Consider the following 14,536-nt stretch of genomic DNA (forward strand, 5'->3'; position numbering starts at 1 on the left):
TTATCTAGGTAGTACTACCTAAGAACAGGTATTAAAGTTCGGAAATGGCTTTCTTATTCAATAGTGCCCAGTTGGTCAATGTATTGGTTTCCTTGGACAACTCTATCTTTTTAATAATGTTGGTGCGATGATTATCTATAGTTCTTATAGACACCCCTAATTCTTCCGCGATGACTTTTGAGGATTTGCTCTGCGCTATACGTTTTAGGATGGAGATCTCCGAGGCCGTCAGTTGGCTAAACTGTTTCAATTTATCGCTGGTATTTCTTAGCAGGGTATTTTTTAAATGAGGACTAAAAAACGATTCCTCGTTAATGACCTTGTCAATACAGCGTTCTATGGTGAAAAATGAGTCTTCTTTTAGTAAATAGGCATTTATTTTTAAGGCTTTGGCCTGTAACACATATTCTTCTTCTTTATGATAGGACAGTAGAATAAACTTGGTTTCAGTGAGTTTATCTTTGGCCATTTTAACCACTTCGAATGCACTGAGCAAAGGCATTTCTATATCGAGCAAGGCCAGTTTTGGCTCTAAGGTTAGTATTAATTCTAGGGCCTTCATACCATTATCGGCCTGCCCGACAACATTATAACCGTTTTCTATGAGCTCATCAAATAGGCCTTTTAGAAGCATGGGGTGGTCATCAGCGACCACAATGGAGATATCTTTCTTGTTAATTGTCATAAATCGGGGTTGTTATGGTTACTGTGGTTCCTAAAGCATCATTACTGTCTATCTTAAATTGGGATTTAATAATCTTCGCCCTTTCCTTTATGGTTTTCATCCCTAAGGACATTTTGTTTTTAAAAGCTTGGGATACATCAAAGCCTATTCCGTTATCCGTAATTCGCGTATAGATTAAAGACCCATCGCTTTCGATTGTAATTGAAGCCGATTTGGCTTCAGAGTGCTTTATAATATTGTTTAAACACTCTTGAATCATACGGTAAAGATGAATCGCTACATCTTTAGGAATGGCATGACCAATATCTATAACGTCCGAGGTGAAAAGGATATCAGAGTCCTTATCAATATCCTTGATCAGGGCATCAATCGCTTTTTTAAACCCAAGACGATCAAGAACCGCGGGATGTAGGCCTCTTGAGATCGCTCTCAACTCTTCTAAGGTACCCTGTGCCAGATCATCCATAGAATGGTTATTGAATTGTTTGGTCTTTCTGGTCAATAACATCAAGCGTTGTCCTATACCGTCGTGGAGCTCCATTGCCAGTCTCGTACGCTCTTTTTCTTGTGCACTAATAAGATCTTGAGAGAATTGTTCTTGTAATTTTTGCTTGCTTTCTGAATATATTCGCACTCTTTTAAAATAAAAAAATGTAAAAATCAATATAGATAATAAAATAACCAGAGATAATATCCAATATATTTTTGCAGATCTATTATTGAGACTTAATCTGAGATTTTCTTTTTCGATATCACTAATACGTTGTTCATTTTTTAGATTGTTCTCTGCATTTTGAAGACCAATTTGCCTTAAGAGTGTAAGATCACTTTGTCTTTTCATGGATTCGGCGCTATCTAAGCTATCCTTAAATTTATGATAAACACTATTGAGCTCATGAAAGCGCGTATAATCATATGCTCGGCGGGCATAGTCCATTTGTGTCTGCAACAATAACAACTTGGATCGGTGTTTGAGATCATAGTAAGAAATGGTATCCAATATATGCCCAATATCGCTGATTAGTCGTTTTGCTAGTTTTAGGTTTCCTAGATGCATTTCAGCATCTGCCCACTGCAACCCTGCCCTAATGAAACGCTCTTGATCGAAATGAAATGCATCATCACTACCATAATAAGCATAATTCTCCTTAAAAAGGTTCCTAGCTTTTTCGAATTCGTTTTGTGCCATATAGACTAAGGCCACATTATCGTTCATACTGTAATAGAAATGTACTTTAGAAATGATATCCTTAGGATACTTTTGACGATAATTAAGATAATGTAATGCAGAATCGTAAGCCTGGAGGTTCAAGTAATAATGGTACCCCAAATTGTTAGCCACGGGAAGATCATAATAGGGAGGAACAGTGCCAACTTTATTTGTGACTTTCAGTGCCTTTTTGTAGGCCCAAGTGGCACTATCTAATTTATTGACACGGGGATAATTTGAGGATAATCTGTTGTAATAGTCAAATAAACCATAATCGATCCCACTTGCTTTAGAGAGCGCAATACCTTTATGACAAAGATTAATGGCTTCTTCATAGATTTTTTCTAGGGTTAGCTCCTTTGAGTAGGCATCGTAAAATTTTAGTTTTACAGAATCGGAAGCCTTATCCAACAGGCTGAGTCCCCTGAAATACATGCTAAATCGTTCTTCGAGAGTCTTATTCACATTTTTAACAGGTATATTTTGAAGCACCTCTTCGTCTATGGTTTTCTCTTGTCCAAAACCAATATGGAACACCAAAAACAGACAAACGTATATGTTGAATTTTAACCTCACCTTATCAATCAAAGCTAAAATTACAAATTATAATGACGTTAAAAACCATCTGCTGCCCAAGTTATTTTTCCTTAAAGGCATATAAGAATAACTATTTATGTTCTTCATTATATAGCTAAGATCGTTTGTAAGACTAAGACATGGAGTCATGATTTCTGCATTTGCTTTTTAGAAGGAAATCTACTTTTTCTGGAAGCCCTCCAATACCTAGCCAATAGCGAATAAGTCTTAAAAGAAAAAACATATATGAATCATTATCATAAGGGCTTAAAATGATGGTTTTGATTTTTATACCTTTAAATCTCAAGGCAGTTTCAATGTCTTTAGCATTTAAACCAGGCAGGTTTTCTTCTATTATCAAAATTTTAGGTTTATTCTGTATCACATAAGCCAAGGTCTCAAATCCGTTTTTAAAAACGGCTATTCTGCGGACATCATTCTGAAGAAGCAATGTATTTAATGTATTCCTGGAGCGTTCGTTACTATGTGCCAATACTACCTGCATCAATAATAAATGAATTAATTGATTAATTAAAGTAGTGTAAAATAGGGCTGATTTTCAATTTAAAAAATAGGTGCTTCCACTTATAAACTAGGTATAAGTACTTAATTTTGTGCCTTCTATGTTCTAAAGTGTGTTCATTTTGACTCTTTAAGGTGAGCTGGACAGGTACAATATTGAAGTTTATGAATGATTTAAATCAACCATTCGAAGGACCAAAAGTGATCGATTAAATATACTACAATTACAACTCTTAAACTGTACACTTTGTTTTACTTAAACTCTATCAAATTTTGGTATTTTTTATTAAGTGTACTAAAGAGATAAGAACCTTCATAATTGTGTTAGAATCCTTGCTGGTGTTTAAACATGAAGTCGTATTGCAACCTAAGTATTTATGCGTCAATTTGGTCTTATATATGTGACACGATAGCACATCGCCATGATGACCGCTGTATATTTTGTCGGCTACAGCTTCTGCTTTTTTAATTGCATTAATAGATCACCAACATTATCTTTTGCTCTATTCATTCGCCCCAAAAGTCGATTGGTTTTGGTCATTTTCTCAAATACAAGATTTCTATATTCAATACTGTTTTTAATTTGATCAATATCAATGGGTTTATAAGCTTTACCTCTATCCCCTTTATTGATTGCAAAATTCTTTATACAATAGGGTTCGACCCTGTTAGTCGACCAATTATTGAAGGATTCAGTAAAATAATTAATTCTTGGATAGGTGTAGTCGTAGAGCTCAAGCAAACTTTTCCGAATATCTTCATTTGATATTAATTCAATACCTTTTGATTTTAACGTTTCGAAAGGTATACTTTTGGGTTCAAAAATAACTATCCAACTTATGCGCCAAAAGTGAATTTCTAGGGAGTCATTATACTTAATTTTCCCATCTAAAAATTCCAATACGGTTTCAGAAGATTGAATAATCTGCTCAGCTCTTGTTATTCTGGATGTGATATGAAAATCGTAGTCGCTAGTTAGAGATTTTTCAATTTCAGAAACGATTTTGTTTTCAAAATCCTTCAACTTTCTGGACTCATTTAGGTTATTAATATAAAGCGCTATTAAAATCCCAAAAACGATGAGTAGTAATTCTCCCATCACATACTTCCAACTCATTTTTGATGGTTTCTTTAACTGCTTATTCATTTTAAACATTTTATTTGAATCACTATTTTTTCTTTGTCACTTCTTCCGTTGTTCCTAACGATTGACAATATACTTCTAAATTCTGGATAAAAATATTCCTCTTATAAAGCTTATGTAATAGCTTAGGTTTTCATGGTTTAATCGTTAAGGTCTAAAGCTTTTTAAGCTGAGATGATAACGTTTGAGCGATAGGGCGTTTTTTATAGGTTCCTCCTGTATTGGATGTTACAATATAGAGGCGTTTTACATCTGGATAAAACCTTAGGGTTGCACTATGACCTATAAAATCATCATCCCCTGAATGAACGATGACCTTACCTATGGAATCTTCAAAGAAGTTCCATCCATACCCGTAAAAAATTTTATCGCTCTTCTTTACATGTTCTGTAAAAAGCAAAGTTGTACTGTCCTTAGACAGAAGCTTTCCGTTGTACAAGGCGTTGAACCATATAAATAGATCTGTAGGATTAGTTAAAATTCCGGTTGATCCTTTATAGCCATAATTTGTTTCCCAAAGTTGCGGATTCTCTTTGATTCGTCTGGAAGCCCCCTTCCCTTTTTTTGCCATTTTCAATTTATTCCACTGGGATTGATCCCCGGCATGTCCCGTATAAGTCAAGTTCAACGTCTTAAAAAAGGTATTGTGCAGATAGGCTTCATAAGATGTTTTGCTCGTCAGTTCTACAATAATAGCCAAGAGGTTGTACGCTTGATTTGAATAGGCATATGTTGCTCCTGGTTTTTGAACTAAGTCATCCGATAAAATCTTTTGAATCGCCTTATCCCTATCCGAAATACCATCAGCCACATAATTATCAGCCATACCTGAAGTATGCGTTAATAATTGATGAAGCGTAATATCAGATTTATCACTAGGCACATGATCTAGAAAATTGGAAATGGGATCGTTTAAACTCAGTAAACCCTCTTCTGCTAACTTCAAAATCGCGACTGCACAAAAATGCTTACTCAAAGAGGCGATCCAATACGATTCATTGGGGCTTATATTACAATCTTTTAAAGATTTTTTGAATTGATAGGACTTGCTCAATACGATGCCGTTTTCATCTGAAATTAAAACAGACCCCGCAAACTTCATTTTACGAGCATCCATTATGGTATTTTCAAAAGCTTCTATGTCTTCATGACGATTTGAATTATCTGTATTATCACTACTGCATAATTTTTGAGCATATGTACTCAGGGATAGTAAAAAGCATATAAAGCTGATTTTTTTTACAAATTTTGTCATCTATTTATGGTTTAATAGGTATCAATTCTTAACGATATATTCTAAAACAGGATCTACACCTTTCTGATAATGCTCAAAACGTTTTAAAATTTCAATATCTACGGGCACATGATCTAAGTCACCAAGCTCTGGCCAATGCTTGATAATTCGGGTGGTGTACTCTACTAGCAAACCAGAGTTTTTAAGTCGCTTGTGCTCAACATTATTAGACTTGTTAGGGTTTCCTCTTGAAGGTTCTCCAATAAGTATGGCATTGGTTTGTCTTTTTAGAAATACTGCCGTAGCCATGGCTGCAGAGAATGTCATTCGCCCTGTGATGACATAAACCCTACCTTCTTTGTTAAGATATGGATGTTTCTTAATGGCCTCAATTAGAGGTTTGCTTTTTGAATTATCTCCTCCTGTATTATACCTGAGATCTACGATAAGTTTTTGTGCCTTGGTGTTATCGATTTCTTTAAACATATTTTTAAAGAATTTCTTTAAAGAAGGTTCCCCTTTTTGATTATTGACTTGCCCAAAATACATGTACATGGCATTGTGTTCTGCAATGTATTTATACCAGTAATCCTTTCCCTGATTTTTTTGGGAAAGTGTTGGTTGTATGGCATTCATTTGCGTGTAGGATACCCAATCCCCAGCTTTGTATTCTGCTATTGACAGGGGAATAATAGTTTCATGGATAATTCTACCTGAACTATCCTCTAATTCAAATTGTACCTGAGCCATATCGTCTATGATATCCAAAAACTTGAGTACTTCTGGGCTGAGCATAAACGTTGTACCTGCATACAAAATTTCATAATGGTTATCATGAGTCATTATGGTCTTTAGTGCACTGAGTATTTCATCTAGTGTTTTACGACCAATTTTAACAACCCTCGTGCCGATAATGTGTTGATACTTCTTCTGTGCACCATAAATATACATACTATCATTAAATATGTACATCGCCAAAGGCATCCTTTTAAAATTGGCGACCCGCTGCATAGCACTTATCTCGGTATGCCCATTTTCTAATCCAACAATGAGTTGCCCTAGACGTATTGTAATCTCCTCATTAGATAATTGATTGAGTTCACTTATGAGTTGTTTAGTGTTGCTATCAAACTTGTCCTTGAGTTCGGGCTGAAAGGTTTTAAATTCATTTTGAATAATGTCGTTTAGCTGATTGACATCTGCTTCCCACTTCACAGGATTCATATGATCTAGATTTTTGAATTCTTGTGATGTGCACGAAAAAAAGGATAAGAGTAACAAGAAAAATATTTGCTTCATGGCTATTGTATTTGAAACAAATGTATAAGTAGAGCGAAAGTGAATTCTATAATTATGTCAAAAATGAGTGCAAATCGATTGAAAAATACTCTTTAGTCCTTACGGTACTCCGAAGGTGTTAATCCAGTCGTACTTTTAAACGCTTTGAAAAAGGTGGACTTAGACTTATAGCCCAAATCATAAGCCAACTGTTCAATTTTAATATGCTTCGCATTATCCTTAAGTCTTTTTTTTGCTTCTTCTACACGATAACGATTGGTCAACTGAAAAAAAGAAATTTGTAATTCTTCATTCAAAATCTGTGAAATATGATGTGTGGTCAGGCCACTTTTTTCTGATAAGGTTCTCAATGAAAAGTTGGCTTCAAGATATAAATGCTCTTCTTCTATTAGTTTTAATAAACGCGATAGCTTTTGTTTCTTATAATTTGCAGGTAAACTTGAGGTCTTATATTTTTTATTTGTTTTAATGAGTGTGTTAGGACGAATAATGAGATAAATCATAAAGGAATAAATACTAAACGTACTGACCAGATCTGCCGAATATGAGGGAAAAGGACTCTTTAAGAATGTATAGCCATTGACCACACCTCCTTGCGAGAAAAACAAAGCTAATCCCCCAAAGATAAAAAGCAGACTAAGGTATCTCAACCAATACAAGTGCTCAAAGTTGTTGTTTTTAAAATAAGCCTTGGATCGATTTACAGTAAAAAGTGCCATAAAGCTATAGATTAAAAGGTGCACCGTAATTAACTCCACCACAATAAACCCTTGAATGTCCCAAGGATCTGCTTCAAACGGCCTTACTGCACTAATGGCTTGTAGATTAGGATGATATTCTGTAACGACGGTATTATATTTTACTGCTCTAGGTTGTAAGAAAAAATTAAAGGAATACACTAGATAAAATATAAAAGGAATTAAATGTGCCACGGTTTTGGTTAAGGACCATCGTTCACCACGTAGATGATGTACATATATAAGCAAGAATGGGCCGAGTAGGAAAATTAATGGTCGCGAGGTATTGGATAAATACACAAAATTCTCAAAATATCCTGACCTTAAAAACAGTGATTCTATTTGCATTAAGGTGAGGGCTAATAGCATCCAGATAAATGCGCGATGCATTCCGTAATGCTTTTTTCTCAAAACCATTAATATGACCAAAACTGCTTGGATAATACCAAAGAGAATAAACATACCTAACCAGTCTATCTTCATCGTTTATCTATATGCATTTTTAGAATACTCTAAGATAGTTTTTATTTCATATCTGCGAGCTATTGACGAGACTATTAGCACTCAGTATATAAAGAGCTGCATTTGTTAGGATTGTTACAAGATCATTCTAATACATCATTAAAACTCTAATTGTTTCAAGACCTCCTGTTTATAGCTATCGCTAATGCGCATCTAATGACCATCTTTCATTTTCAACTCAAAATCGACATAGCCAACAGGAACAAGGGCCTCTACAAAATTAGTATTCACAATGCTAGACTCCTGTATTCGAATGAAATGGTTGGGTAGTTTTTTCATAATTTTAAGGCATGATAAATACAACAATCACTCATATTATTGCTACCGTCACGGTAATATTGTTGTTCCTTTTTATGTTGTATCTGTTATCGAATAAAAAAAGAAGCTTGCGCCATAGCTTGCTCGCCATTTTCTTTTTGGCCAATGGGCTTTATCTCATCGATTATTTATTAAATCCCATACAACGTGTATTAGGCATATCATTAGCATGGTTTGACGAAGTTGGTTTTTCGTTTGCTTTTTTATTTGGACCACTCATATTATTCTTTATACGATCCATTCTAACGCAAAAATTAGAATTAAAGCTAAATATGATTTGGCATATCATACCATTCATATTCTTTTTTATAGTCTATATTATTTCAGATAATATATTTTGTGAGTACGGCTATATCATTTTATTTATCCAATTATTTATCTATTACGCCCTTGCTCTAAATGACCTGATCTTATATCGATCAAAAGCAAAGTTGTTCTTATCTAATTTGGCCGATGTAAACTTAAATTGGGTCGTTTATGTTTTAATAGCCTTTATAATGACGTCATTAATTGACTTTACTTCGGCTATCCTTGCGTTTTTTCATTTAGATAATGCAACTACCAGAGCAAACCTTAATTTTTTCTCCGTACTTATTAATTTTTCATACGTCGTATACATCTTTTACAATTTGTTAAACCTTCCTGAATTATCGTTTGAAAACAATGATTCTTTTCATGCCGAAAAGTACACTGCATCGAAATTAACACAGGAGATGAAGGCTCGTATAGTACAAAAAGTTGAAGACTATTTTTCTAATGAAAAACCATATATAAATCCGGCATTAACCATTAATGATATAAGCCAAGCTTTAGAAATACCGATGCGAGATATTTCTCAGGTCATCAATGAATCCTTAAACAAGAACTTCTACGATTTTACTAATTCCTATAGGATTAATGAGGCTAAAGCTTATTTAACGAATGAGGCACATCATAAAGAAACAATTCTGGAAATTTTATACAAATCGGGCTTTAATTCCAAATCCTCATTTAATACAGCATTCAAAAAGAATACAGGCCAAACTCCATCCCAATACAGACAATCAAAACGGTTTTAACATAACAAAACGGTTTTAATTCATGTATTAGGTCGATTTCTAAATACATACCAAATACTTTCGTCATTTAATTCATACGCTATGAAGTACTGGCTTGTTATCATATTACTGACTGCGGTCAACACCATTTCTGCACAGCATATATCCGTAAAAGGAATTTTGGTCGATTTGAAAACCCATCCCATTCAAGACGCCACGATACAACTAATATCATTAAATGATGGAAGTGAAAATGTAATTATTGAATCCACGATTTCAGATAGTAATGGCGCATTTAGTCTCAATGATATAGCCTCAGGAACATACCTTATAGAAATTAGACATCTTAGTTATGAGCTGTATTTCAAAGAAATAAGTATCGAAGAAGACAAGCTAATTGACTTGAAGACCATTACATTGTTTGAAACGTCTAATCAGTTAAATGAAGTCATTATAGCTGGCAAAAAACTTCCTGTAAGGCAAACTGCAGATAAAATTACGATCAACGTGTCTAGAAATGTGTTAACCTCTGGAGGCACCGCTACCGATATTTTAAAACAGATCCCAACAGTTACGGTAAGTACTGAAGGTCATATAAGTATTAGAGGAAAAAATGACATTGATATTTTAATTGACGGAAAACCCTCCGGTATTGTGGCAGCCCAAGGACAGAACTTTTTAAACCAGCTGGATTTAAGCACTGTTGAGCGCATAGAGATTATTACCAATCCGTCGGTAGTAAGGTCTGTAAGTGGTGCAGGAGGCCTTGTAAACATAGTCATGAAAAAAGACGCCAAGACAGGTTTAAATGGAAATTTCAACGCTGGATATGGAAGTGACGAATGGTACCATATCTCTCCTGAAATCAACTATAGAACCGGTGATTTTAATCTCTTTATGGATTATACATTTCGCCACAGAAAACGATTAAGCAAAAACTCTAATATCAGAGATCAAATCGTTACGGACGGTCAACAAAACATCGATCAAAGACAGACCGGAGAAAGAATTGACAAGCGGCATAATGTAGAATTAGGTTTGGATTATTACTTCAATGAAAATGAATACATCACCCTATCGAGCAACTACCGCAGTAGGGATAAAGACGATAACCAAATCAGGCGAACAATATCAACCATTGGTACTGCTCTTGCCGAAAGCCGAGTTGGACATATTAAAGAACCTGAAACGAATGAAGGATGGGGTGTTACTGCACAATACAATTCTAACTATTCCGAGGAAAAAAGTTTATCAATTATTTTAGATTATGTGCATTCTGTCGAAGATGAAATTATTCTTAGAGAGGAATTAGTTACTACTGAAGCTGATGAATTTATTGATGGTGTTCAAACCTTTTACGTAGATACAAATGACAGGCTTTTTTTAGATTTAGAACACAAAATAGCCCTCAATGACCATTCGGAATTACTATATGGGGCGCAAGGCGTCTACAGAAAAATAAATCAGACATTTAACGCCTTACAATACAACAACGACAATGATAGCTATGAAAGCATTGATGGTTCTAATGATGTTTTCGATTATGAAGACCTTGTAGCCTCTATTTACGGGCAGTACAAATGGTCAGTAAACAAATGGTCTTATGAAACTGCCTTAAGATTAGAAGTTTGGGATAACACTTATAAATCCAGAAGTATTGATGAAACTTTTAAAAATGGCTATTTTAAATTTTTCCCAAGTTTAAAGGTCGCCTATGACTTTTCTGATAATACCAATGCTGTTTTTTCATTAAAAAAAGGGATCAATCGCCCTTCTCCCAATAGGTTAAACCCTTTTCCTAACATATCTAATGCATTCAATGTGTCTATTGGAAACCCAGAGCTGGGCCCAGAAATTTTCTACAATATGGAAACAGGTCTCAATTTTAGAATTAACAAAATAACATTATCAACGGCGTTATTTTTCACCCTTTATAATGACATGATCCAGAGAGTGACAGCACTGCAAGACGATGGCATCACACTTACCATACCCATTAATATCAATAATATGTACCATTATGGCTTAGATTTAAGCTTTCAAACCAATATCACAAAATGGCTGTCTCAGCAATTAGGTGGACTCTTATACAAGCGATCCTTCGACGACGATTTTATTGACACATCCGAGAAAGTCGTTTATCAAATAAAAGGCACCACAACTATTCAACTGACCGATAATCTAGAAGCCCAAATTTTCGGAAGTTACAATGCTCCAGAAAATACACCTCAGGGAGAGATAGATGCGCTTTACTATTTAGACACAGGACTAGAATATAAATTTTGGAAAAATAATGCCCGAATAGCTCTGGTCATTACCGATATCTTTGATACCCTCAGAGAAAAAACTACGCTAACCGATGAAAATTTAAGTGTTTTTAATGACTCAAAAATCAACACAAGACGCATGTATGTAACGTTTAGATATAAGTTTTGAATTTAAGTAGTTTTGCTTTCGCAGCTGTAGTTATTACATCCTTAGGCTTTATTTAGTGGTGCGAACATAAGAACAATAAACTTTTTATTGAGCATATTAGATAAGTTTAATCATAAAATTAAAGGATACGATATACTTGTTATGCACTCTTAAATCTCTATTCGATTTATAATTTTTCAATTAAAAAACACCATTAAGAAGATCATTTTTAAATGGATACAACAATTCTTTATTACCTTTAGTTTTAAGTCCTAAACGATTGCGTAATGCACAGAAATTATATCGACGCTCAACCAGACCAACTGCCTAAAGACATTTTCAGGTTATATCAACTCTGTTCTATTGAAAACGCACAGAATACAGGTCTCATGGTAGAAGACGGTTGTTTTGAATTCATACTCGTAAAAGAGCATAATATTAGGATTCAAATTCAGGATAAGCCACCAATAAAACTACCACAGTACTTTTCACTAGGTAAGCTACCGCTACCCTACAGACTTATTTACCCTGACTCTCTGAACTATTTTGCCATAAAAATACAACCATGGGTATCTTCATTTTTTTTTCCTAACGATTACGGTATTATCGACTTGAGCAAGACTTACGCATCAGATATTATTGAGCTGCATAAAAAAGTATTTAGCTCCAATTCTTTTGAAGATATGGTACATCACACTGAAGCTTACTTTTTAACCAAGCCCTTGCCAAACATCAATGAGTTAATCATCAGTAGAGCAATATGCAATCAGATTTATGACAATAAGGGTATTATTAAAATCAAGGATCTTTTAGACCTCTTTCCTTATTCCAGACAAAAACTCAACGACCTGTTTTTTCATCAAACCAAAAACTCCATCAAGGAATTTGCGGGCTATGTGCGCATACGAGAAGTTATCAAAAATGCTGTTAACCATCGACAGAAATCCTTGACCTCGATTGCCATGGATTATGGCTATTTTGACCAGTCACACTTTATCAAAGATCTTAAAAAGGCTACAGGCATATCGCCCTCTAAGTTTATATCCGAAGCTCATCTTTTTTCGGAACAATTAAAATTGTAACTAACCTTTTTTACAATTTTTATTTTAAGGCATCACGTATTTTGTGCCCGCTATTAAAATCATTTGAATTATGAACAGACTTATAGTATTCATCGTTTTTGTTCCAATATGTCTTTATGGACAGATAGAAATGACGCCTATAAAATGGAAACAAGATTTGAAATATCTACATAATAAATTGGAAGAAAGACATGCCAATCTTTATCATAGCATCTCAAAGGAGGATTTTGGCAATGACATTGAAAATTTAATAAGACTTTCTCATTCGATAGATGATAAGGAATTAATCGTAAGGATGAGTGAACTCATAGCAAGGGTTGGTGATGCGCATACTTGGCTTCATCCAGGATATCAGGACAAATGGGAGTTTGAAAGACTCCCCATTAAATTAAACTATTTTGAAGATGGGTTATTCATAACCGCAACCGACAAGGCCTACAAAGACCTTATTGGGAGTCAACTATTAGCCATTAATTCTATTGATGTTAATGACATTAAACCTCAAATTAGCAAGATTGGTTATAACGAAAATGCCTTCACTCAACTCATTTCGTATGATCGATTTATCGTTATTACTGAAGTTCTTAAGCGCTTTGGAATCATTGATGATTTAAAGCACATTCCTTTAGCAATTAAAAATGAATCTGGCACAAAAGAGGTTGTCGTCAATGCTACAACACTCAAGAATATAGATTGGCTAAGTCATAGGGATACCGAAAGGGATTTACCCATAGTTTATAAGCATAATGACAGTTTATATTGGACGCACTATAACAAAATAGAGCATACGTACTATATTCAATTAAATAGTATAGACGAAGATGAGAACCATTCCTTTAAACAACTCGCCGAGGATATATTAAGTGCCACTACAACCTATAAACCTAAAAAGCTTGTTATCGATCTACGAAGAAATGTTGGGGGCAATAGCCGTTTAGTTTATCCTTTAATTTATGCGCTGATGAACTACGAAAAGACCATTGAAGACGGTCAAATATTTGTAATCATAGGACGTTGGACCTTGTCGGCCTCTATTGTCACATGCGCTGAGATTCATAAGTATTGTAATCCTATTTTTATAGGTGAACCAACAGGTGCAAAACCAAATTTATATGGAGAAAATAGCCATAGAATTACCTTACCAAATTCAGGCTTAAGTATTTCTTATTCATCGGAATACTTTAAACCTTTTGGGCCATTTATTGATGAAGATTGGATTTCGCCCCATATCTATGTTCCAATATCATCGCAAGATTATTTTAGCTTTAAACAACCTATATTAGAGGCTATATACCAATACGAGCCTCCACGTAAACACGTCGTTGATGAAATTTATGAATTAGCGATGAACGCTAGTATTGATGCGGCACTCCAACTTTATTTCAAATTTCGAGACGATCCTAAAAACAAATACGTCGATATAAGTAATGACCTTAGAAGAGTCGCAGGGAAAATTGGTCGAAACGAAAAACTAGACGATAGTAGAAAGCTCTATGAACAACTTCATTTAGATCATCCAAATAATAGTCTAATTTCGGTTAATCTCGCTCAACTTTATGAAGACCTTAAGCAAGTACCAAAAGCCGTTGCGCTCTACAAGAAAACATTAGATCTTTTTAGTCGCGATAGGAAAACAGACAATTACTTAAAACACTATATTGAAGATTATATTATGGGTCGACTAAAGGCCTTAGACCATGGAAAATGAAGCGCTAAGACTGCTGACATAATCTCCCTTTTGTATTTGCCCATAGT

General features: G+C 34.7%; 12 protein-coding genes. 4 read left to right on the forward strand and 8 right to left on the reverse strand.

Annotation, left to right across the window (positions count from 1 at the left end; all coding sequences use genetic code 11):
- Positions 1-31 precede the first annotated feature (31 nt).
- From ACO052_RS19385 to ACO052_RS19420, 8 genes are all read right to left on the reverse strand, one after another.
- Positions 32-685 carry a response regulator gene (locus tag ACO052_RS19385; RefSeq protein WP_422105454.1) on the reverse strand — a complete coding sequence of 218 codons (654 nt, stop codon included), beginning with the start codon at positions 683-685 and terminating at the stop codon, positions 32-34.
- Positions 675-2,483 (reverse strand): ATP-binding protein, encoded by a 1,809-nt coding sequence (locus ACO052_RS19390; protein ID WP_422105455.1) that lies wholly within the window; start codon positions 2,481-2,483, stop codon positions 675-677. The genes ACO052_RS19385 and ACO052_RS19390 overlap by 11 nt, the downstream gene beginning before the upstream one ends.
- A 121-nt stretch (positions 2,484-2,604) precedes the next feature.
- Complete coding sequence (locus tag ACO052_RS19395; protein WP_422105456.1) at positions 2,605-2,976, reverse strand: hypothetical protein; 372 nt, start codon at positions 2,974-2,976, stop codon at positions 2,605-2,607.
- Positions 2,977-3,441: 465 nt separating this feature from the next.
- A complete protein-coding gene (locus ACO052_RS19400) occupies positions 3,442-4,140 on the reverse strand; it encodes a hypothetical protein (protein ID WP_422105457.1) in 699 nt (232 codons plus the stop codon).
- 151 nt (positions 4,141-4,291) lie between these two features.
- On the reverse strand, positions 4,292-5,392 hold the full coding sequence (locus ACO052_RS19405; protein WP_422105458.1) for a serine hydrolase domain-containing protein: 1,101 nt from the start codon (positions 5,390-5,392) through the stop codon (positions 4,292-4,294).
- A gap of 21 nt (positions 5,393-5,413) precedes the next feature.
- Positions 5,414-6,670, reverse strand: coding sequence for a S41 family peptidase (locus ACO052_RS19410; RefSeq protein WP_422105459.1), 1,257 nt, complete (start codon positions 6,668-6,670; stop codon positions 5,414-5,416).
- 92 nt (positions 6,671-6,762) lie between these two features.
- On the reverse strand, positions 6,763-7,890 hold the full coding sequence (locus ACO052_RS19415) for a helix-turn-helix domain-containing protein (protein WP_422105460.1): 1,128 nt from the start codon (positions 7,888-7,890) through the stop codon (positions 6,763-6,765).
- A 192-nt stretch (positions 7,891-8,082) separates the two neighbouring features.
- The gene (locus ACO052_RS19420; RefSeq protein WP_422105461.1) at positions 8,083-8,208 is read right to left on the reverse strand and encodes a hypothetical protein; all 126 of its coding nucleotides are present in this window, start codon (positions 8,206-8,208) and stop codon (positions 8,083-8,085) included.
- 11 nt (positions 8,209-8,219) lie between these two features.
- On the opposite strand from ACO052_RS19420, the gene ACO052_RS19425 reads away from it, so the two are divergent.
- The 4 genes from ACO052_RS19425 to ACO052_RS19440 all read left to right on the forward strand — a co-directional run bounded on the left by ACO052_RS19425 (position 8,220) and on the right by ACO052_RS19440 (position 14,489).
- A complete protein-coding gene (locus tag ACO052_RS19425) occupies positions 8,220-9,305 on the forward strand; it encodes a helix-turn-helix domain-containing protein (RefSeq protein WP_422105462.1) in 1,086 nt (361 codons plus the stop codon).
- 81 nt (positions 9,306-9,386) lie between these two features.
- Positions 9,387-11,720: a TonB-dependent receptor domain-containing protein gene (locus tag ACO052_RS19430; protein WP_422105463.1), complete on the forward strand. Its 2,334-nt coding sequence runs from the start codon at positions 9,387-9,389 to the stop codon at positions 11,718-11,720.
- Between the two features lie 266 nt (positions 11,721-11,986).
- Entirely contained in the window at positions 11,987-12,781 is a 795-nt protein-coding gene (locus tag ACO052_RS19435; RefSeq protein WP_422105464.1) for a helix-turn-helix domain-containing protein, read from the forward strand.
- A gap of 70 nt (positions 12,782-12,851) precedes the next feature.
- Positions 12,852-14,489 (forward strand): hypothetical protein, encoded by a 1,638-nt coding sequence (locus tag ACO052_RS19440; protein WP_422105465.1) that lies wholly within the window; start codon positions 12,852-12,854, stop codon positions 14,487-14,489.
- Positions 14,490-14,536: the final 47 nt, after the last annotated feature.

It is taken from the genome of Winogradskyella sp., from assembly GCF_965228925.1.
In the GTDB taxonomy this organism is placed as follows: domain Bacteria; phylum Bacteroidota; class Bacteroidia; order Flavobacteriales; family Flavobacteriaceae; genus Winogradskyella.